Source organism: Rhizobium sp. LARHSG275 (genome assembly GCF_052871115.1).
In genome coordinates this window covers 107,373-129,054 of the sequence record NZ_JBIXJN010000001.1, presented here as the reverse complement: position 1 = coordinate 129,054, position 21,682 = coordinate 107,373, and the positions used below count along the sequence as shown (strand labels likewise).

Genomic DNA, 21,682 nt, shown 5'->3' with positions numbered 1-21,682 from the left:
TTTGGCTATCGGCCCGCCTCCGTCATTCCGTTGTCCCTTACACGGCAAAATCCAATCAACTGCTCCGAGGTCATTGGTCGTGCCAGAGCGTAGCCTTGCAATATATGGCAACCGAGATCTTTCAGGATCTTCGCATGCTCCATTGTCTCCACGCCCTCTGCAACGATGTCGATGTTCTGCGATCGGCCGATTTCGATAATCGAGGAGACCAGACGGCGCTGAGATGGAGATGCGATAATCGGCTTGATAATTTCGCGATCGATCTTCAGTCGTCGCGGCTCAAATCGAAGCAGGCTGACGATACTGGCATGTTCGGTGCCGAAGTCATCGATCTCGATTTCGATGCCAAGCTTTTTGACGGCGGGAATGATCTCGTTGAGAACAGGTTGAAGAGCATTCAAGGAGATGGTTTCGAGCAGCTCGAAACACAGGCGACCCTTCGCTATGGGAAGCTCGGATAGTTCGGCAAGCAGATTGGCCTGCGCCAGTCGACGCGCTGAAATGTTGACCGAAACACGGGGAATTTGCATTCCCAAGCTGTCCCATCTCGTCAGCTCGAACAGGGCCTTTTGCAGGATCAGCCTATCCATGTCGCCGGTGCGCCCCAGCTTTTCCGCGACCTCCAGAAATTTGTCCGGGGCGAGCAGACCTTTTTGCGGGTGATCCCAACGGGCAAGTGTCTCGACGCCGACAATATCCAATGTGTCTGCATCGAACTGCGGTTGGAAGAATGCAACGAGTTCGTCGCGATCGAGCGCTTGATTGAATTCGTCCGCCAATTCCTTCGCATGAACCGCGGCGCTGCGAAGCTCTTCCGTAAAAACCGCCGCGCGGCCGCGGCCCGCCTTCTTCGCCTCGTACAGAGCCAAATCGGCATTGAGAAGCAATTGGCCGAGGTCGCGCCCGAGAGCATGTTCACTCTCCCAGGCGACGCCGACACTTGCCCCGACAACACAGGCCGCACCGTCAATGAAGAGGGGTTGCTCGAGCGCATCGACAATTTGCCCTGCCAATGCGTTTGCCTTCGGCTCCGGATCGACACTCCAGCTGGCGAAGATGAATTCATCTCCACCGATCCGAGCCGCTACGTCGTTGGGACCAGCCAAATCGGCAAGGCGCGAAGCCGTTTCCTGCAAGACCGCGTCGCCGCCGGCATGCCCTTTGGTGTCGTTGATCTCTTTAAATCGATCCAGGTCGATATGAATGAATATCAGGCAATCTTGTGGACTGGGTCTCGGCGGTTGCGAGATCAACTGGTCGACAAATCGTCGGTTGGGAAGCCCCGTCAATGCGTCATGCAATGACAGGTATTCCAGTCGCTGTCGTGCGCGAACGAGCTTTTTCTTGTGAAGGCGAAGCTTTTCGATCGTTCTTTGGCGCGATTTGGTCAGAAAGCCGATCCAGACAATCGGCGCAACGACACAGAATGCCAACAGGCTCGCGTAAAACTCAAAAATGCCGATCCCGTTATTTTGGCCCCATCCCTGCGTTGGCAGTGCGGCGAGGGTCCATCGGCCATAGGTGATATCGACGGATGCCTGGACCGGCTTCCTGGAAAACGTTGCCAGGCTGCCGAAGAAAACCTGTTTGGGCGCATTCGGCTCCGGTACGGTGCTGATAGCAATCTCGAGCTCGGTCGAAGCAAGGCCACTTTCCTGGTAAAGCTTGGGTATGTCTACAATGCCGGAAAGCAGGCCCCAAAAAATCTGGCTTTTTCCGTCATTGATGTAGATCGGGTACCTGACGACAAAACCGGTTCCACCTTGGATAAGCTCCACCGGGCCCGTCAGAACGATATTGTGCGTGTTGCGCGCCAGCATCGCGGCAGCCCGTTGCTTCTCATTGGTTCGGTAGTCGAGCCCGATGGCCTTTTCGTTTCCTTTCTCCGGATAAACCCACCTGACCACCATGCCGGGCGCGGCGGCGAAGCTTCGCAATTGTGAATCGGGCTTCAGGATCTCAGCGGCAAGTTTGGAAAATCCGTCTTGGTCCATCGCCGGATTGACGGCGATGCCGGCCGCCAGCCCCTGCAACAGCTTCACATTGCTGTTGAGGTTCGTCTGAAGCCGTGAGGATATGGCGGCAAGCTCGCCGGCAACGATCGAGCGTTCATCGGCCAGCGATCGCTCCAACCGCCAGTTCGTTGCCATCCAGATGACGATTGCCGCAATAATGGCCGCAAATATTGCCGGAGCAAATGCGCTGGTATGGCTTATGACAGAGCGAGCGAGATTTCTTCGAAGTTTCATCGGGTTGCCGGCGTGGATGAGAAGCCCTCATCCTTGCACGGTTTCTTTAAGGCAACGCTAAACCTGCCGGCGTCCTATCAAGGAAAACTGCCTGTTCGTCCTGGATCCGGGTAACAGACGTAGCGTTCCCGCATCTCGCCCGCAGCGCTTATATCGCCGGGCTGAAGTCCGCCGCCAGCACCGCGTCTTTGAGCGCCCGCGAATAGGGATGCTGCGGGTTGTCCAGGACACTGCGCGCCTGTCCTCGCTCGACGATTTCGCCTTTGCGCATGATGATGATGTTGTCGCTGATATAATAGGCGGTGGCGAGGTCGTGGGTGATGTAGACGATCGAGAGCCCGAGCTCGTTTTTCAAGCGAGCGAAGAGATTGACGATCGCCATGCGCAGCGATGCGTCGACCATGGAGACCGGTTCATCGGCCACCAGCAGGCGGGGTTGCGGGATTAGCGCGCGGGCGATGGCGACGCGCTGGAGCTGGCCGCCTGACAATTCGTGGGGAAACCGGCCTTTCACTTCTTCGAGGGTCAGGCCGACATGGACGAGGGCTGCATCCGCCATCTTCTCCGCCTGCTGGCGGTCCGGCCGGTTTCCCGAGAAGGAAAAATTGCGGGCGGTCTCGAAGAGATAACGATCGACGCGCTTCAGCGGATTGAAGGCTTCGAAGGGGTTCTGCAGAACCGGCTGCACCTCTTTCATGAAAGCCTTGCGTTCGGATCGGCTATGGATGGCGACGGTCTTGCCGCTGAATTGAAGCTCGCCTTCCGTTGGTTCGGTCTGGCCGAGGATCATCGCCGCGATCGTCGATTTTCCCGAGCCGGATTCGCCGACGATCGAGAGGATCTCCGGCTCCGCTCCGAGTTCAAAGCTGACGTCCTTGACCGCCGTGATCAGGCGCCGGCCGAGCATGCCGCCCTGGCGGTAGACTTTGGTGACATGCGAGAGGCGAAGAAGAGCGCTCAAACCTGATCTCCCGTAACGGCAAAACACGCCACCCGCCGCCCCGGCTCGACGGTGACGAGCGGCGGAACCTTCTGCGAGCAGATGTCCATGCGCTTCGGACAGCGCGGGTGAAACCGGCAGCCTTCCGGCGGCATGGCGAGGTTCGGCGGGCGCCCCTCCAGCGAAGGGCGGGCGGTCGCGTCGCCGATGCGCGGCAGGCTGCCGACGAGGTGCTGCGTATAGGGGTGGAGCGGTTTGCTGAAGAGCTTGGGGGTCGGCGCTTCCTCGACAAGACGCCCGGCATAGACGATGCCGATGCGGTCGGAGACCGTCGCATGCACCCCCATGTCATGGGTGACGAACAGGAAGGACGAGCCCATCTCGCGCTGGATTTCGCGGATCATCGACAGCACGTCGCGCTGAACGATGACGTCAAGCGCGGTCGTCGGTTCGTCGGCGATGATGAATTCCGGCGTCAGGATGGTGGCAAGCGCAATGGTCACGCGCTGCCGCATCCCGCCGGAGAGTTCGTGGGGATAGGCGTCGAGCAGCTGCGGATCCAGCTTCAGCCGCTGCAGATGGATGGCGACCTTCTCGAAAAAAATTGCCTTGCTGACCTTCATGTGGCGAAAGGCGAAATCGGTGAAGGAATGGCGGATCCGGCGCACCGGATTGAGCACATTCATCGAGCCCTGCATGATATAGGACAGATGCCGCCAGCGCAGCGCCATGCGTTCTTCCGGGCTCATCGCGTAGATGTCCTGGGTGCCGCCGGCGAAATGGAATTTGACGCTGCCTGAGACGACCCGCAGCGGCGGCCGGATGGCGCCGGCGATGGTCTTGATCAGGGTGGTCTTGCCGCTGCTCGATTCGCCGGCGACGCCATAGACCTCGCCGCGGGCGATCGTCAGGCTGATATCATCGACGGCGCGAACTTCGCGATCGACGCCGAAGAGGAAGGCGCGGTAATAGGCTTTCAGATTCTGGATTTCGACCAAAGGATCCATACTAATTTCCCATCCGGTTCAGCCGGCTGCGCGGATCATTGTATTCGTTCATCGACATGGACAGCAGGAAGAGCGCCAGGAAGAGGACGACGATGACGGCGACGGGGGCGGCCACCCACCACCATATGCCTGAGATCAGCGCCGAATGCGCATTGGCCCAATAGATCATCATGCCCATGGTCGGCGTCTCGATATCGGTGAAGCCGAGCACCGACAGGGTGATCTCCATGCCGATCGACCAGATCATGTTGTTCATCGTGGTGGCAAAGACGATCGGCAGAACATAGGGCAGGTGCTCCTCGACGAGGATCTTGCGCATGCTCATGCCGGAATAGACGCTCTGGGTGGTGAAGGATCTCGTCTTCAGGCTGATTGCGACCGAACGGATGAGGCGCGCATCGTAGGACCAGCCGAGCGAGGCCATGATGAGGATCAGCGCCGTCCAGGTCATGCTATCCTTCAGGACGAAATAGAAAAGGATCAGCAGCGGAAATTGCGGGATGACCATGACGCTGTCGTTGATCGCCATCAGCACCCGGTCGACCGCGCCGCCGGCATAGCCGGCGACGAGGCCGACGACCAGCGAGATGATGCGTGAAATGAAGGCGACGCCGATGCCGAAAAACAAGGTGTTCCTGAGGGCGGTCGTCAGCTGCCAGAAAACGTCCTGGCCGCGCGATGTCGTGCCGAGCCAATATTCGCCATCGGGCGGCATATCGGGTGGCAGCAGATAGATGTCGGTCGCGCCGTAGGGCGAGAAATAGGACAAGATGACGAAGCCGACGATAACGGCAAAGAGCAGCAGGCCGCAGAGGAATTCCATATTCTGGCGCGCGAGGTCGCGGACAATCGTAAACATGCTCTATTCCACCTTGATGCGCGGGTCGATCAGCGGGCTCAGGATGTCGATGATGAAGACGGCGGCGGCAACGCCGACAATCGACAATGCGCTGAGGCCGAGCACCAGGCTGTAATCGCCGGCATGCACCGCTTCGATCAGCAGGTTGCCGATGCCCGGATAGCCGAAGACGATTTCGGTGATGACCGTGCCGTTGAAGATCGCGCCGAGCGACATGGCAAGCCCGGTGAACTGCGGCACCATGGCGTTGCGGGCGATATAGGAGCGCAGGATCTTTCGCTTCGGAACGCCGCCAAGCTCGGCGAAGACGACGTAATCCTCGGTGATGATGTTGGAAACGAGCGCGCGCATCCCGATCAGCCAGCTGCCGGCGCCGACCATGATCAGCGACAAGGCCGGCAGGATCGAGTGTTTCAGGATATCGAAGACCAGGGCAAAGGAGAGGTCCAGATTGGCGTTCATCTCGTAGCCACCGTTGATCGGCAGCACCGGCCAGAGATAGCCGAACACAATCAGCAGCACGAAGGCCAGGATGTAATAGGGAATGGGAAGCAGGGCGATGAAGACGAGGCTGACGGCCTTCAGCACCATGTCCTTGCGGTAGTAGCCGGCGAGTGCGCCGATGGCATTGCCGAGCACGAAGGTGATGAGGGTCGACACCGTCATCAGACCGATGGTCCAGGGCAGGGACCGCAGGATGATGGTGGAAACGGGCGTGGGAAAAGCCGACAGCGAGGGACCGAGATCACCTGTGGCAAGCCGGAGCCAGAAATGCAGGTATTGCTGCCAGATCGAACCCTCCATGCCGTAAAGCTCGCGAAGCGACTGGCGCATGAGCTCGATCGCGTTGGGATCGGACTGACCCATCTGGGTGATGGCGCCTATGCTTTCTTCGACCGGATCGATCGGGGTCAGGTGCGTGACGAAGAATGTGATGGTCACGCCAAGAAATACGACAAGCAGAAACTGACCGAACCGCTTCAGCACAAAGATCAGATAGGACGTCATAGGGCAGTGGTTCCTCTCTGGTTCCCTTCATCGAGTGGAAAGGATCGACGGACATGCCACATGCCCGTCGATTAGGGGGCCGGCGCGCAACACTCGCGCCGGCGTTGGGAGGATTATTTCGGTTGTGCCGGCTTCAGCTTGACCATCATCAGCCTGGAGTTGGCCCAATTCGGCACCGGATCGGTGTAGGGATCGGATATCGTCGGATAACCGGTCCAATAGGTCGTATCCATAGAGGTGAAGACGTTATACGACATCAGCGGGATCGTCGGCATTTCGCGGGCAACCAGCTTCAGATAATCCTTGCCGAGCTCGACGCCCTTGGGATCGTCGGCGCTGATGCCGCGGATGCTTTCGATGATCTTGTCGAGCTCCGGATTGCTCCAGCGCTGCCAGTTGCGCGGCGGCTGATTGTCACCCTTCTTGGCCACGAACTGCGAATGCCAGCTATCCAGGAAGAACGACAGATCGGGATCGCCGCCCCAGGTTTCGACGCTCCAGGCGATCGCCACCTGGAAATCGCCGGGCTGTAGCGCCGTCTGCCAAAGTTTAGCGGCCGGCACGGCTTTGGCGTCGATGCCGAAGGCCGCCCATTGCTGTGCGATCAGCGTCCCGGCGCGGGTGAAGACCGAGCGTGTGTCGCCTTCCACCGTCATCCGGATCTTGAAGGGCTGTCCATCAGGGGTCAGCCATTTGCCGCCGGATTTCTTGAAGCCGGCCTTTTCCAGAAGTTCGCCGGCCGCTTTCGGGTTCGGTTTCCACCAGCCGTAGCCGAAGGCACCACTGATCGCTTCCGGATCGGTCGGGATCTGGTCTTTGAACTTCGGCTGCTTGCGCAGGATATCGGCGATCTGTTGCCCGACTGTCGGATCATAAGGCTTGATCTTGCTCTTGCCGGTATCGACCTCGAAATTGTTCAGCCAATCCTGCATCGGCGCCTGATAGTCCTTCATCGTGGCCGCCGTCGGCGGCACGCCGAGCGCCGACAGTGTCGCCGCGCCGCGATAGCTCGCCATATCAACCGCCTTGATGTCGATCAGCAGGGCAAGCGCCCAGCGTACATCGGCATTGTCGAAGGGCGGATTCTGGGTGTTGAAGATCACGGCCGGCAGTGTCGGATCCGGATGGGCGAAGGGGAAGCCCGGGAACCAGGTATCGACGGTCTTCGATTTCTCCTTGAGGGTGAACATGCCCTCCGGCGTATTGTCGTGGATGATATCGAGATTGTGCTCGAGCTGGGCGATCGTCCGCTTATCCGGCGGGCCGGGATCGGTATAGGTCACGTATTTCGGGGCCGGCTCGCCGAAGCGGGCAAGCGAGGTCCGCTGCCAGTCGTCACGCTTCTCCCAGGTATACCACTTGCCCTGGGGGTCGAATGCCTTGAGCTTATAGGCGCCGAGCGAGACGGGATTGGCGAAATCATAGCGAAGCGGATCTTCGACTTTCTCGAAGACGTGCTTGGGCATGATCCAGGCGCCGTTCCAGCGAACGGTGAAAATGGCGTGGAAGCGCGAATTGGGCTTCTTCAGCTTGAACACCACAGTCGAAGGGTCGGTCGCCTCGACGCTTGCCACCTGCACCGAGAAGGCAGCACTCCAGACCATGCCGGGATGATCCATCTGCGTCTTGACGGTATAGACCACGTCGTCTGCCGTGAACTCGACGCCATCGCTCCAGAAGAGCCCCTTGCGCAGTTTCACGGTCATCTCGGTGAAGTCGGCATTATATTGCGGCTTGTCGGCAGCCAGCGAATTATCCCAGGTCGCGCCGCCAAGTCCTTGTTCGGGGTCGATATACCAGAGCGTATCCATGGTCAGCTGCTGCAGGCCGGTCGATACGCCGCCGCCGCCATTGACCCAGATGTTGAACCAGCCGGGATTTTTGATCGTCCCTTCCGGATTTTCGACGATGAGCGTCTCCTTGCGCGGCAAGGAGGTGTAGTCATCGGCCTTGGCCGTCGCTGTCAGGCCGAGTGCGGCCAGCGCGACGCCAAATGCGAGCCTCTTCCACTGTTGCATGAACTCCTCCCTAGAAAGCGACGATACGGCGGCCGAAAAGGCACGCATGGGCACGTCGCGGTTGTCGGTTCGCAGAAGCCTCAGGACTTGAACAGTCAGGTCCGGGACCTCGGTGAACCATCTCTCCGGCTCCCTGCCTCCTCGCAGCGAGCCGAATATCCCAGAGCATGATGCCGAAAAGTGTGAGCGGTTTTCGGACGACATCATGCTCTAACTATTTAATTTAGAACAGGATTCATATTTTTGGCCGATCCGGCCTAAAATCATCCCGTTCTAGCCGGGCGGCCCAACGGGCTACCCGGCGGTGACTGTCAGACCGACAGCCGAATGACGTTGTAGGAGAACGGTTTCAGCGCCGCGCGCAGCCGTCCATCCTCGATCTTTCCACTCTCGACATTGACGGGGGCGACCGTCTTCGGCCGCGCAGCCGTATTGACGGCTTCCAGATCACCGTGGGTCATCTCCACCTGCTCGACCACGCGGGCATTTCCGAAGCCTTCCAGCCGCACATCGAGATCGAGCGCCGAGCTCGGATGGCGGTTGACGGCAAAGAAGGTCAGCGTCTTGCCGTCCTCGGAATGGACTGCCGATACGTCGAGATAGGGGACGTCGTTCTCCTCGTCGCTGTCATAGGTCGGGCCATCGACGACCAGCTGCAGCGCCGTTCCACGGCCATACCGGGAGGCGTAATAGAAGGGGTAATAGATGGTCTGGCGCCACGCCGCACCGCCGTCTTCGGTCATGATCGGGGCGATGACGTTGACGAGCTGTGCGATGCAGGCGATGCGCACCCGGTCGGAACGTCGGATGAAGGTGTTCAATATGCCGCCGACCTGCAGCACGTCTTCGAAATTATAGATGTCTTCCAAGAGATGCGGCGCATCCGGCCATTCGTCGCGCGCCAGGATCTCCTTGTCCTGCTGGTTGGAATGATACCAGACATTCCATTCATCGAAGGAAATGCCGATCGTCTTCTTCGAGCGCTTTTTCGCTTTGATATAGTCGATCACGCCGCCGATCGTGGTGATGTAGCGGTCGAGCTTCGTCGCGCGGGCGAGATAGTTGAGGGTATTTTTCTCGCGGTTGGCAAAATACATATGCAGCGAGATGTGATCGGCGCTGTCATAGCACTGCTCGAGAACCTGGGCTTCCCACTCGGGATAGGTCTTCATGTCGGAATTCGACGAGCCGCAGACCACGAGTTCGAGCGACTTGTCGAAGCCGCGCATGGCCTTCGCCGTCTCGTCGGCCAGCCGGCCATATTCATAGGCCGACTTGTGGCCGACCTGCCAGGGACCATCCATCTCGTTGCCGAGGCACCACAGTTTCACATCGTGCGGATTGGACCAGCCGTGCTTGCGGCGCAGATCCGACCAGTAGGTGCCGCCGGGATGATTGCAATATTCGAGGAAATTGCGGGCGGCATCCAGGCCGCGTGATCCGAGATTGACGGCAAGCATCGGCTTGGTATTCGCCTTCTTGCACCAGTCGACGAATTCATTCACGCCGATCTGGTTGGCTTCACGGGTGCGCCAGGCAAGGTCGAGGCGCACCGGGCGCTCCGAACGCGGGCCGACGCCGTCTTCCCAGTTATAGGCCGAGACGAAGTTGCCGCCGGGATAACGGCAGTATGGCGTGTCGAGCTCACGGACCAGATCGAGGACGTCCTGGCGGAATCCGTCCTCATCGGCCGTGGGATGCCCGGGCTCATAAATGCCCCCGTAGATCGCCCTGCCGAGGTGCTCGAGAAATGAGCTGTAGAGCCTGGAGTCAATGGTCGCGATGCGGAAATCGCGGTGGACAACAACATTCGTCTTCAACGGATCCTCCCGTTTATATATCAGATTTTTTGTTTTCTTGCCCCTAACTTGATATCAGGAATGTTGTTCTGTCAACCGAGTTGCGGTTTTAATCATACTAATGTTATTTTTCGAGAAATTGTTTTTATTACAGTATGTTGCCGTATTTTATCGGTCATCAAAATTGGAAAAAAGCGTGATGTTTAAATCAGGATTTCCGATTTTTATTTTTCAGACATGCAGCCGCATGATGATATCGCGTCCGTGATTTCCGAAGCCGCGGCCGAAAATGTTGACGCCGCCGGTATGGCCGGCATTCTCCGCGATGCCGACCCGAAGCCGGATGGAAGAGTGCTGGGCAAGCGCCAGATCGCTGAGCGTGACATTCGATGCGGCGATACCGTCGATGAAGGTTCCGCGCGTGGAGATCCGCCAGGTCTTCATCATACCATATTGCGAGCCCTCGAGCTTCCACCATGCCGGCGTGAAGGCGCCCCGCTTGTCGCCGTAGTCGCCGGGCGACGTCCATGTGCCGATCGCCATGCCGTTGACCCAGAGCGTTATATCCGAGGGCCAGTCCGGATTGGTGCCGGGCACCTCAGACGACAGCTCCATCGAAAACTCGATGGCGCGGATATCCTTGTTCAATACCTTGGCGTTGTTGGGGAATTTATATTCCACATATCCCCTGCCGAACCAGACGAGTCCGGCCTGCATGCGCTGCGGATCGAGGAAATAGTCGGGAACATCGAGAGGGCCGATGACGCTCTCGGTGGAGCAAAGACCACATGGCGCATGGACGTCACAGCTGGTGTAGAGCCCGACCGGCATCTCGACTTCGATGATATTGTTGGCCCTTTGCGCGGCACTTTCCTCAAAGCTGATCAGAATTTCGCTGTAGATCGCAGAGCAGATCTTCTGGTTTCCCTTGCGCGCCTTCGTCAGCTGGGAATCGACAAGTCGGGCGTCTTCCAAAATCTGGATCCCGGTGGCGACAGTCGATTGTGGAAGAGAAAGAGCACGCGCGATATCGTTGATATTCATCGGTCCCCTGGCGCAGAGCAGCCTGAGCATCTCAAGCCGCGCCGGCGCCGAAAGCGCGCGAATCGCATCATTATTCTCGCCGGCGGCAATCGTCAAAAACGAGCGTTCCATCATTCCCCCACTATTTCCGATGAAATGATGTATATCGGAAATTATGATACATCAAGTGGGAATGCTTAGATCGACCGTGACTGACTTAGATGGTTTAGAATTCTGCGATGCGAGGGACTTAGATATCCTTCCACGGATTGATGATCTGCAAGCCGATTCCCTCGAAATCGGACACATTGCGCGTTGCGACTGAAGCGCCGCGCGAGACGGTGATGGCTGCGATCTGCGCATCGAACTGGCTGATCGGCCTGCCAGCCTCGCGGCGATTGGTGGCAATGATGGCATAGACGTCTGCCGCGTCACGATCGAATGGCAGGACACGGCCACTCATGTCCTCATTGAATATCGGCAGGACTGCTGCCTCGAGATCACGCCGACGCCGACCGTGAGGAAGCAGGCGCAAGCCATATAGAATTTCCGCTTCGGTAATCGCGGTTGTGAATACCGATAGTGGATGTTGTGCCCCGAGCCATTCGATTACAGCCACATTCGGCGCCGGCGTGAGCAGTTCCGAAATGACGTTGGTATCGAGGACGATCACGCGTCAAAGTCCGGCGCGTCCCGGATCGGCTGGCGGGGGGGAATTTCGAGCTCAACCCCTCCGACCGATTGTAAGCGGGAGCGAATTGTATCGGCGAGATTGCGCGCCACCGGCTCGGTCGTCGCAAGTGCCGTACGCAGAATATCGCGTGCTTCGTCTTCCATTGACCGGCCATGCGTGGCGGCGCGAACGCGCAGCCGCTGCTTCAATCCATCATCGAGATTGCGGATCGTCATGCTGGCCATCATTGCCTCCATTCATCAATGACAGCATATAAATCATTGATCGCATCTTCTCAAGCAACGGTCGCGAGATGCGTTTCCGTCCTTAGCCTGGCAGGTCCACAACAAGCGTGGTCCGCCGGCCCGGGTCAGTGCCCGGTCGCCTCAGGCTGCAGATCGGCATCGGTCAGGGTTCCCAGGAAGGCGACGATATCGTCGATCTCGGGATCGGTAAGCCCGGGCGCGTCGCCCGGCTTCCTGCCGAAGGGCGGATCCTGGTTGAGATTGTCCCAATAAGCCTGCGGCAGGTCGTCATATTTGCGAACCGTGCCGTCGGAATTTTTCGGATACCAGCGGCCGGGATCGCTGTCGCGCGTCGCATAGAAGGAGACGACGTCGCGCAGCGAATGGAAATAGCCGTTGTGGAAGAAGCTCTGCTTCAACGCGACATTGCGTAGCGTCGGGGTGCGGAACAGGCCGCAATAGTCGCTGCGTCCGGCAAAGTCGGTGCGCTGCGGGCCGCAAAGACCGAGATCATGATAGTTAGGATCGTTGTTGGCGGGGATCGCCATGTTGCGCGGCGCGGCAAGCCCGAGGAAGCCGAAATCGGAAAATTGCGGCGGCTCGCCGTCATTGGCGGGTTCGCTCAAGTGACAGCTCGAACAGTTGCCCTTGGCCGGATCCTCGAAGAGTTGGCGCCCATGCAGTTCCTGCGCCGTCAGCGTCGCCTTGCCGGCGAGGAAGGCGTCGTAGCGGCTGGAATAGGGATAGAAATCTGGACCGCTCTGTTCGAAGGTGGCGAGCGCCTCGGCGGCGGCATCGAAGGCGTCCTTAGGATTGTCGAACACGGTCTCGCCGAATGCCGCCTTGATGTCGTCGGCATAGGCCGCCGTCTGCAGCTTCGCCACCACCTCGGCCACATCCCTGTCGCCCATCTCGAAGGGTGAGAGCAGCGGGATCTTTGCCTGATCGGCGCCGTGATCGACCCGGCCATCCCAGGTCAAACCGCCCGTCGGGCCGTTGTCGACGCTCTCGTCGCCTTCGTCCTCGGAATCGTAATAATGCTCGGTGAAAGCAGGCACCGATTGCAAATAGCGCAGGGTCGGAACGGCGCGCAGCCCCGGCTGGTCCCGATGCTCGCCGCCCATTTCAACCGGCATGGCCGATGCCGGGCCGAAGGCGTGAGCCGGATCATGGCAGGACGCGCAGGCTTGAAGCCCCGAGGCCGACAGCGAGGTATCTGAGAATATCTTGCGGCCGAGCGCTGTGAGCGTTTCGGCCCGGGCGAAGGCTTCCGTGCGCGACATCGGCCCCGGATGCACGCCGGCGGCATCTGCCGCGCTGCTTTGCCGCAGGGGAAGAAGGGCAAGACCAAGCGCCACGGCACCCATGCTGACGGCCAGGCCGGACCGCACAAGCCAGATGATCTTCGTCGTCATCATAAGGATTCCAATAAGTTCGGGCCGGTTTCCGCTATGATCGAACCCCGCTGCAACAAATTGATGACGGCCATCCTCGTGCGGCATCACGGCAAGTCCTGATGTCACAAAGTTGATAGACGGCGGGAATAGCCTCAGCGCGCCCCCGAGCGTTCTCCGCTCCCTCTAGCCAACGCCCCCTAGCCATGAGGTACTTCCCGTGAAAAGACTGAAACTCCTCCATTCCATCTGTCTCGCCGGATCGGCCATGGTGCCGTTTGCCATGGCGACGGCAGCCCATGCGGCGCCCGCCGGCTACGACAAGATCGACAATGTCGTCGTCATCTATGCCGAAAACCGCAGCTTCGATAATCTCTACGGCAGCTTTCCCGGCGCCGACGGGCTCTCGAACGCGACAGCCGATCGCGCCCGCCAGCTCGACCGCGACGGCCAGCCGCTGCCCGAACTGCCGCCGGCCTGGGGCGGCCTCACCGCCAAGGGGGTGACGCCTGCTGTCACCGAGGCGCAGTCGGCCCATCTCGCCAACGCCTCCTTCTCGATCGACGATCCGAAGGGTTTTGCGCAGGCGCCTTCGGTCGTCACCCGCGACCTCTGGCATCGCTTCTACCAAGAGCAGATGCAGATCGACGGCGGCAAGAACGACAAGTTCGTCGCCTGGGCCGATTCCGGCAGCCTGGTCATGGGTCACTACGACGGCTCCATCCTGCCAATGTGGCAGGTCGCCAAGAAATACGTCATTGCCGACAATTTCTTCCAGGGCGCCTTCGGCGGTTCGTTCCTCAACCACTTCGCGTTGGTCTGCGCCTGCGCGCCCTATTATCCGGATGCCGACAAGAGCCCGGCCAAGCCGACCATCGCCAAGGTGGATGCGGATGGGACATCGCTGACGGTGGCGGAGAATGCCCCGAAGTCGGCGCTGGAGGGCGCACCGAAATTCGTCTCCGACGGCACGCTGACGCCTGACTTCTACGCCGTCAACACCATGCAGCCGCCCTACCAGCCGAGCGCCAATCCGCCGGCCAAGGACGGCGATCCGGCCTTTGCCGATCCGGCCGCCGCAACGACGCTGCCGCCGCAGCATGAAATCACCATCGGCGACCTCATGTCGCTGAAGGGTGTCAGCTGGGCGTGGTATAGCGGCGCCTGGCAGGCAGCCCTGGATGGCAAGAACGCCACGCCGGTGCCGAACTTCCAGTTCCATCATCAGCCGTTCAACTATTTCGCCAATCATGCGCCCGGTACGCCGGCGCGTGCCGAACACCTGAAAGACGGCGGCCTTGGCGGCGAAGCCTTCTTGAAGGATATCGACGACGGCAAGCTGCCGGCGGTTTCCTTCTACAAGCCGCAAGGCAACCTCAACGAACATGGCGGTTACGCCGATGTTTCGAGCGGTGACCAGCATCTTGCCGATATCGTTTCCCATCTCGAGAAGAGCCCGCAATGGGCCCATATGCTCGTTATCGTCACCTATGACGAGAATGGCGGCTTCTGGGATCACGTCGCACCGCCGAAGGCCGACCGCTGGGGTCCGGGCAACCGTATTCCCGCCTTCATCATCTCTCCCTTCGCCAAGGGCGGCATGGTCGATCACACCCAGTACGACACGACGTCGATCATCCGCTTCATCACCGCGCGCTACGATCTGCCGGTGCTGCCCGGCGTCATCGCCCGCGACAAGGCGCTGCGCAATAACGACCGGCCGCCGATGGGTGACCTCACAGCTGCGCTCGACCTGACGCATTGACCGATTACGAGCGGCCCCGGCGCTGACCGGGGTTGCTCTGCCCCAATTTTGCTGTCAGCGATGCAGCAGCGGGCGCAACGCCGCCTGTGTTTCTTTCAGCAGCGGCAGATAGCGTTCCTTCATTTCCGCCGCCGGGACGAGGGCGGCTGGCGCGCCGATGTTGATCGCCGCGAGCGTTTCGCTGCGGTCGTTGTCGATGGGCACGGCAATGGAGCAGAGGCCGATCTCCAGCTCCTGATCGATGATGGCGTAACCCTCGGCGCGGACCCGACGGAATTCGGCGATCAGCTCGTCCGGATCCGTCCTGGTATTCGCAGTATTTTGCTTCAGTTCGCTGCGGGCGAGGATGGCACGTGCCTCGCTTTCGCTAAGGGCTGCGAGCAGCACGCGCCCCATCGAGGCGCAGTAGGCGGGCAGGCGGCTGCCGGGGGTCAAGTTGATCGACATGACGCGGCGCTGCGAAGCGCGGGCGATATAGACAATGTCGGTGCTGTCCAGCACTGAGGCCGAGGCGCTCTGGCCGGCCCTTTCCGAGAGTTGATCGAGATGCGGCTGCAGCAGCGCCGGCAGCGGCGTCGCTGAGAGATAGGCATGGCCAAGGCGCAGGATCTTCGGCGTCAGCGTGAAGAACTTGCCGTCGTAATCGGCATAACCGAGTTCGGCGAGCGTCAGCAGCGAGCGGCGCACGGTGGCGCGGTCAAGCTCCGTCAGCTTGGCGGCCTCGGCGATGGAAAGCCGCTGCCGCGTTTCACCGAAAGCTTCGATGACCTTCAGGCCGCGGGCGAAGCCGCTGACGAAATCCGTTTCGCGCATGGGTCCAGTCTCCAATGGATTCGCTTTATGTTGTGCGATATATGAACAAATGTCAAATATCGCACAAATACATTGCCGGCTGGCTTGCCGCGCTTTATGTCTACGCCAGAGGACGGGATGGAGAGTTCCCGACCGCATCAGCCAAGGAGAGATCCCGCATGGACAAGACAGTCGGGAGCACGGCGGAAGCTGTCTCTGAGATCGGTGATGGCGCGACCGTCATGATCGGTGGTTTTGGTGGCTCGGGCGCGCCGATCGAGCTCATTCATGCGTTGATCGACAAGGGCTCCAAAGGCCTCACCGTGATCAACAACAATGCCGGCAACGGGCGCATCGGTATCGCGGCGATGATCGATGCCGGCATGGTTAGAAAGATGATCTGCTCTTTCCCGCGTTCGTCGGATCCGCGCGCCTTCACGGATAAATATCTGGCCGGCGAAATCGAACTCGAACTGGTGCCGCAGGGAACGCTTGCCGAGCGCATCCGCGCCGGCGGGGCCGGCATCCCGGCCTTTTATACACCGACCGCCTACGGCACCGAACTGGCCAACGGCAAGGTCATCGCCGAATTCGACGGCCGCCATTACGTGCAGGAGCGCTGGCTGAAGGCCGACTTCGCAATCGTCAAGGCTGCGATCGGCGATATCCAGGGCAATCTCACCTACAACAAGGCAGGCCGCAACTTCAATCCGCTGATGTGCATGGCGGCTGCGAAGACCATCGTCCAGGTCTCATCCATCGTACCGGCAGGCGGCATCGATCCCGAGCAAGTGGTGACGCCGGGCATCTTCGTCGACCGCGTCGTTGCCGTTCCCCATCCCCAGCAGGAAGAAGAGCTCATTCGAGCCGGAGTGGCCTACGTATGACGATTGATATCAGCCGCATCAACACCCGCGAAGACATCAAGCTTTCCAATGCGCAGATCGCCTGGCGCGCCGCGCAGGACATCGCCGACGGCGCCTATGTGAACCTCGGCATCGGCTTTCCGGAAATGGTCGCCCGTTATCAGCCGCCTGGCCGTCAGGCGATTTTCCACACCGAAAACGGCATCCTGAACTTTGGCGAGCCGCCGGCGGCAGGCGAAGAAGACTGGGATCTGATCAATGCCGGCAAGAAGGCGGTGACGCTGAAGCCGGGTGCTGCCTTCTTCCATCACGCCGACAGCTTCGCCATGGTGCGCGGCGGTCATCTCGACGTCGCGATCCTCGGCGCCTATCAGGTTGCCCAAAGCGGCGACCTTGCGAACTGGCGGGTGGGCAGCAAGGGCGTGCCGGCCGTCGGCGGTGCCATGGACCTGGTGCACGGCGCCAAGCAGGTCTGCGTCATCACCGAACACGTCACCAAGACAGGCGAGCCGAAGCTGGTGGAGAAATGCACCTTCCCGCTGACCGGCGTCGCCTGCATCACCAGGATCTATACCAGCCATGCCGTCATCGACATCGTCAAGGGACGCTTCGTCCTGCGCGAGAAGCTGGCCGCGATGACGCAAGAGGAATTGCAGGCGATGACCGGCGCGCCGCTGCATGTCGACGGGCCGGTTGCGGACCTCGTCGTCCCCCAACTCTGAGGAAAAGCCATGACCGAAGCCTTTATCTGCGACTATGTCAGAACGCCGATCGGCCGCTTCGCCGGCTCGCTATCCCAGGTGCGGGCCGACGATCTCGGCGCAATCCCGCTGAAGGCGCTGATGCAACGAAATGCCGCCGTCGATTGGGAAGCCGTTGACGATGTGATCTTCGGCTGCGCCAACCAGGCGGGCGAGGACAACCGCAATGTCGCGCGCATGTCGGCCCTGCTGGCCGGCCTGCCGATCACGGTTCCCGGCACGACGATCAACCGGCTCTGCGGCTCCGGCATGGATGCGGTGATCACGGCGGCGCGCGCCATCCGCTCCGGCGAGGCCGAGCTGATGGTCGCCGGCGGCGTCGAGAGCATGTCACGCGCGCCCTTCGTCATGCCGAAGGCCGAGACGGCCTTTTCGCGCGCGGCCGAAATCCATGACACGACGATCGGCTGGCGCTTCGTCAACCCATTGATGAAGAAGCAGTACGGTGTCGATTCCATGCCGGAGACCGGCGAGAATGTCGCCGAAGACTATCATGTCAGCCGCCAAGACCAGGATGCGTTTGCCGTGCGAAGCCAGGCGAAGGCGGCCGCTGCCCAGGCAAACGGACGGCTGGCGAAGGAGATCACCCCGGTGACGATCCCGCAGCGCAAGGGTGATGCTGTTGTCGTCGACAAGGACGAGCATCCGCGCGCGACGACGATCGAAACGCTGGCGAAACTCGCCACGCCCTTCAAAAAGGAAGGCGGCACCGTGACAGCAGGCAATGCCTCCGGCGTCAATGACGGGGCGGCGGCACTGATCGTCGCGTCGGAAGCGGCGGCGCGCAAATACGGCCTGACGCCGATCGCCCGCATTCTCGGCGGCGCGGCTGCCGCCGTTCCGCCAAGGGTGATGGGCGTCGGGCCGATCCCGGCCTCGCGCAAGCTGATGGCACGGCTCGGCATGACCGCGGAGCAGTTCGACGTGATCGAACTCAACGAGGCCTTTGCCAGCCAGGGGCTGGCGGTCCTGCGCGCACTCGGCATTGCCGATGATGACGCGCGGCTAAACCGCAATGGCGGCGCGATCGCGCTCGGCCATCCGCTTGGCATGTCGGGCGCACGCATCACCGGTACGGCGGCCCTCGAGCTTCTGGAGACCGGCGCAAAATACTCACTGTCGACCATGTGCATCGGCGTCGGGCAGGGGATCGCGGTTGCGCTTGAAAGGGTTTGAGGTCGGGACGCTTCCAGCTTTTGCCGGAGGCTGCCGACCCGTTGCGCGGTGCGCCCGGTTTCGTTAGAGATCGGGCATGCTGATCCGACCCGCAGACAAGAAGGATCGAAGCGCCATCTGGAGGATCATTGGTCCGACGATCCGCGCCGGCGAAACCTATGCGCTCGATCGCGATCTCAGCGAAGCCGATGCGCTGGCCTACTGGATGGGACCGGACCGCGAGACCTTCGTCGCCGAAGAAAACGGCGTGATTCTCGGCACATATTACATCAAGGCCAATCAGGCAGGTGGCGGCCGGCATGTCTGCAATTGCGGTTACATGACCGATGCTGCCGCAAGCGGCCGTGGCGTCGCCCGGCTGATGCATGAGCATTCCCTGGATCATGCCCGCTTGCGGGGCTTTCGGGCGATGCAGTTCAATTTTGTCGTCAGCAGCAATGAACGCGCGGTTGGGCTGTGGCAATCTCTCGGCTTCGATATCGTCGGCCGGCTTCCTGGTGTCTTCCTTCATCCCAAGCAGGGCTATGTCGATGCATTGGTGATGTTTCGCACGCTTTAGCGGCCACATCGTGCGGCGAAAAAAGATGTGAATGCGCTGTCGAAATCGCGGCGGTTCAAACGTCTTAAGATCGCAGGCGCGGAATGCGGCGGGTGAGCCGCGTGCCTCGCGATCACTCTGTCCGGCATGGAGGTTATGAAGCCATGAGTGTTTCTTATCGTTGGGTCATCGTCGGCGTCGGCGCTCTGATGTCATGCGTGGCAATCGGGGCGATGTTCTCGCTGGCGATTTTTCAGGAGCCGATCGCAACCGCGACCGGCTGGTCGCATGTCGGCATCGCGAGCGCAATGACGCTGAATTTCATTGTCATGGGCTTAGGCGGCTTCCTTTGGGGGGCGGCAAGCGACCGCTTCGGCCCGCGTGTCGTCGTGCTAATAGGCTCCGGGCTGCTCGGCCTAGCGCTGGTGCTGGCGAGCCGCGCCGAGACACTCCTGCAATTCCAGCTGACATACGGCATCCTCGTCGGACTGGCCGCCAGCGCCTTCTTCGCGCCGATGATCGCGGCGACGACCGCCTGGTTCGACGAGCACCGCGGCCTTGCCGTGTCGCTTGTCTCCGCCGGCATGGGCGTTGCGCCGATGACGATCTCGCCCTTCGCGCGCTGGCTGATCTCGGCCTATGACTGGCGGCCAGCCATGTTGATCATCGGTATCGCGGCCTGGGTGCTGCTGGTGCCAGCCGCGCTGCTGGTCAGGCGTCCGCCTGCCGAGACCGCAGATGCCGACACCGGATTTGCCGCGGAAGGCGCCAGGCCACAGCTGTCGAAAGTCTTCCGGTCACCGCAATTCATCGTGCTCGGCCTGACCTTCTTTGCCTGCTGTGCGGCCCATTCAGGCCCGATCTTCCACATGGTGAACTATGCGACGATCTGCGGCATCGCACCAATGGCAGCCGTCAGCATCTACAGCGTCGAGGGGCTGGCGGGACTGGGCGGCCGGCTGCTCTATGGCAGCCTCGCCGATAGGATCGGGGTGAAGCCGGTGCTGGTCGCCGGCCTGCTGGTGCAGGCAGCCGCGCTCGCGACCTATCTCCTCGTCAGCGAGCTGACCGAATTCTATGCGCTCGCCATTGTCTTCGGCAGCGCTTATGGCGGCGTGATGCCGCTTTATGCGGTACTGGCGCGGGAATATTTCGGCCAACGCATCATCGGTACCGTCTTGGGCGCAGCAACGATGCTCTCCAGCCTCGGCATGGCGTTCGGCCCTCTGATCGGCGGCTGGATCTTCGACACTTTCGCCAATTATTCCTGGCTGTTCATCGGCTCCGCAATGGTCGGGCTGGGGGCCGCTGCGATAGCGCTCGCATTCCCGCCTCTCGCCCGCCAAAAGCCGCAGCCGGCTTTTGGCGTAACTTCTTGATGAGATGGCGCTTGGCGCGGTCAGCCTTTCATTCTCCCGCTTACCCCTCCCCAACCCCTCCCCACAAGGGGGAGGGGCTAACGTGCAGCACCGCCTCACGCAGCCATCAATCGTATCAATCTGCCGAACGGTAGCGGGCAAGAGCTATCTTTTGGTCACCGTCGGCCACCGCAGCTTAGCCCCTCCCCCTTGTGGGGAGGGGACTTTTCCATCCGACAGACCAACCATTGCATTCGCCCACAATGAAATCTCCCCTTCGTGCATTGCCCTTCGTCGATTTCCCCTGATAAGTCTTCTCCTATTCGTTTCATCACCTATGTCCTTGGTATTTCGGGAGGCAATCGTCGCCATGGTCGAACTTGCGCAATCGCTCGCATCCATCAAGCTGCCGGACCTGTCCGGCAAGGCCGTGCTGATCACCGGTGCCTCGACCGGCATCGGCGCGGCACTCGCCCGCGCCTTTGCGGCTCAAGGGGCCAAGGTCGGCGTGCATTATAATGCCAGCCGCGAACCGGCGGAGAAGCTTGCAGATGAGATCAGGGCTGCCGGCGGCACGGTGCATCTGGTCCAGGGCGACGTGTCGAGGGAGGGCGAGACCGAGCGTGTCGTCGAGGAGACGGCGAAGACATTCGGTCATCTCGACGGGCTTATCAACAATGCCGGCGGCATGCTGGGGCGCAAGCCGACCGCAGAATATACCGACGCCCATTATGCCGCGGTCATGGATCTCAACGCACGCTCTGTACTGGCGGCAACGCGTGCGGCGCATCCCTGGCTGAAGAAGCAGGGCGGCTTCATCATCAACACCACTTCGATCGCTGCGCGCAATGGCGGCGGCAATGGTGCGATCCTTTATGCGGCGTCCAAAGGCTTCGTCTCGACGATCACCCGCGGTCATGCCAAGGAATTCGTCGCCGACAGGATCCGCGTCAACGCGGTGGCGCCGGGTGTTATCGCCACGCCCTTCCACGAGCGTTATACCAATGACGAGCAGATGGAGCTGCAGCGCAAGTCGATCCCGATGGGTTTCGTCGGCACGTCGGAAGATTGCGTCGGCGCCTATCTCTTCCTCGCCTCGCCGACGCTGTCGGGCTACATCACCGGCCAGATCATCGAGGTCAATGGCGGCCAGCTGATGCCGTAGACGCTTCGATCGGCGAGCAAGATCCTTCGCTTTCCCTTTTAAAAGG

At 60.6% G+C, this 21,682-nt stretch carries 19 protein-coding genes; 7 read left to right on the top strand and 12 right to left on the bottom strand.

Features of this window, described 5'->3' with window-relative positions; genetic code table 11:
• Window positions 1-5 precede the first annotated feature (5 nt).
• The 11 genes from ACIPSK_RS00625 to ACIPSK_RS00575 all read right to left on the bottom strand — a co-directional run bounded on the left by ACIPSK_RS00625 (window position 6) and on the right by ACIPSK_RS00575 (window position 13,236).
• Window positions 6-2,249 (bottom strand): bifunctional diguanylate cyclase/phosphodiesterase, encoded by a 2,244-nt coding sequence (locus ACIPSK_RS00625; protein WP_162115255.1) that lies wholly within the window; start codon window positions 2,247-2,249, stop codon window positions 6-8.
• Window positions 2,250-2,397: 148 nt separating this feature from the next.
• Window positions 2,398-3,210: an ABC transporter ATP-binding protein gene (locus ACIPSK_RS00620; protein ID WP_162115256.1), complete on the bottom strand. Its 813-nt coding sequence runs from the start codon at window positions 3,208-3,210 to the stop codon at window positions 2,398-2,400.
• Window positions 3,207-4,196 carry an ABC transporter ATP-binding protein gene (locus ACIPSK_RS00615; protein WP_162115257.1) on the bottom strand — a complete coding sequence of 330 codons (990 nt, stop codon included), beginning with the start codon at window positions 4,194-4,196 and terminating at the stop codon, window positions 3,207-3,209. Before ACIPSK_RS00615 ends, ACIPSK_RS00620 begins: the two co-directional genes overlap by 4 nt.
• A 1-nt stretch (window position 4,197) precedes the next feature.
• Window positions 4,198-5,055, bottom strand: coding sequence for an ABC transporter permease (locus tag ACIPSK_RS00610; RefSeq protein ID WP_162115258.1), 858 nt, complete (start codon window positions 5,053-5,055; stop codon window positions 4,198-4,200).
• A 3-nt stretch (window positions 5,056-5,058) separates the two neighbouring features.
• The gene (locus tag ACIPSK_RS00605; protein ID WP_003554064.1) at window positions 5,059-6,063 is read right to left on the bottom strand and encodes an ABC transporter permease; all 1,005 of its coding nucleotides are present in this window, start codon (window positions 6,061-6,063) and stop codon (window positions 5,059-5,061) included.
• Window positions 6,064-6,176: 113 nt separating this feature from the next.
• Window positions 6,177-8,081: an ABC transporter substrate-binding protein gene (locus ACIPSK_RS00600; RefSeq protein ID WP_162115259.1), complete on the bottom strand. Its 1,905-nt coding sequence runs from the start codon at window positions 8,079-8,081 to the stop codon at window positions 6,177-6,179.
• A 311-nt stretch (window positions 8,082-8,392) separates the two neighbouring features.
• Window positions 8,393-9,901, bottom strand: a complete 1,509-nt coding sequence (gene arfA, locus ACIPSK_RS00595; protein ID WP_162115260.1) for an arabinosylfuranosidase ArfA — start codon at window positions 9,899-9,901, stop codon at window positions 8,393-8,395.
• 210 nt (window positions 9,902-10,111) lie between these two features.
• Window positions 10,112-11,038: an ArsR/SmtB family transcription factor gene (locus ACIPSK_RS00590; protein ID WP_170256523.1), complete on the bottom strand. Its 927-nt coding sequence runs from the start codon at window positions 11,036-11,038 to the stop codon at window positions 10,112-10,114.
• 115 nt (window positions 11,039-11,153) lie between these two features.
• Window positions 11,154-11,576 (bottom strand): type II toxin-antitoxin system VapC family toxin, encoded by a 423-nt coding sequence (locus ACIPSK_RS00585; RefSeq protein ID WP_017968314.1) that lies wholly within the window; start codon window positions 11,574-11,576, stop codon window positions 11,154-11,156.
• Complete coding sequence (locus tag ACIPSK_RS00580) at window positions 11,573-11,821, bottom strand: FitA-like ribbon-helix-helix domain-containing protein (protein WP_017968315.1); 249 nt, start codon at window positions 11,819-11,821, stop codon at window positions 11,573-11,575. The genes ACIPSK_RS00585 and ACIPSK_RS00580 overlap by 4 nt, the downstream gene beginning before the upstream one ends.
• Before the next feature lie 125 nt (window positions 11,822-11,946).
• Entirely contained in the window at window positions 11,947-13,236 is a 1,290-nt protein-coding gene (locus tag ACIPSK_RS00575; RefSeq protein WP_162115261.1) for a cytochrome-c peroxidase, read from the bottom strand.
• Window positions 13,237-13,435: 199 nt separating this feature from the next.
• Between ACIPSK_RS00575 and ACIPSK_RS00570 the strand changes: the two genes are divergently transcribed.
• Entirely contained in the window at window positions 13,436-14,980 is a 1,545-nt protein-coding gene (locus ACIPSK_RS00570) for an acid phosphatase (RefSeq protein WP_162115262.1), read from the top strand.
• 54 nt (window positions 14,981-15,034) lie between these two features.
• On the opposite strand, the gene ACIPSK_RS00565 is transcribed toward ACIPSK_RS00570, so the two are convergent.
• Window positions 15,035-15,793, bottom strand: coding sequence for an IclR family transcriptional regulator domain-containing protein (locus ACIPSK_RS00565; protein ID WP_162115263.1), 759 nt, complete (start codon window positions 15,791-15,793; stop codon window positions 15,035-15,037).
• Window positions 15,794-15,951: 158 nt separating this feature from the next.
• Here ACIPSK_RS00565 and ACIPSK_RS00560 point away from each other — a divergent pair, with 158 nt between their 5' ends.
• The 6 genes from ACIPSK_RS00560 (at window position 15,952) to ACIPSK_RS00535 (ending at window position 21,636) form a co-directional block, all read left to right on the top strand.
• Window positions 15,952-16,659: a 3-oxoacid CoA-transferase subunit A gene (locus tag ACIPSK_RS00560; protein WP_017968319.1), complete on the top strand. Its 708-nt coding sequence runs from the start codon at window positions 15,952-15,954 to the stop codon at window positions 16,657-16,659.
• Window positions 16,656-17,360, top strand: a complete 705-nt coding sequence (locus ACIPSK_RS00555; RefSeq protein WP_170260508.1) for a CoA transferase subunit B — start codon at window positions 16,656-16,658, stop codon at window positions 17,358-17,360. The genes ACIPSK_RS00560 and ACIPSK_RS00555 overlap by 4 nt, the downstream gene beginning before the upstream one ends.
• 9 nt (window positions 17,361-17,369) lie before the next feature.
• Entirely contained in the window at window positions 17,370-18,575 is a 1,206-nt protein-coding gene (gene pcaF, locus ACIPSK_RS00550) for a 3-oxoadipyl-CoA thiolase (protein WP_162115265.1), read from the top strand.
• 76 nt (window positions 18,576-18,651) lie between these two features.
• Complete coding sequence (locus tag ACIPSK_RS00545) at window positions 18,652-19,134, top strand: GNAT family N-acetyltransferase (RefSeq protein WP_162115266.1); 483 nt, start codon at window positions 18,652-18,654, stop codon at window positions 19,132-19,134.
• 143 nt (window positions 19,135-19,277) lie between these two features.
• Window positions 19,278-20,492 (top strand): MFS transporter, encoded by a 1,215-nt coding sequence (locus ACIPSK_RS00540; protein ID WP_162115267.1) that lies wholly within the window; start codon window positions 19,278-19,280, stop codon window positions 20,490-20,492.
• A gap of 349 nt (window positions 20,493-20,841) precedes the next feature.
• Window positions 20,842-21,636, top strand: coding sequence for an SDR family NAD(P)-dependent oxidoreductase (locus ACIPSK_RS00535; RefSeq protein ID WP_162115268.1), 795 nt, complete (start codon window positions 20,842-20,844; stop codon window positions 21,634-21,636).
• Window positions 21,637-21,682: the final 46 nt, after the last annotated feature.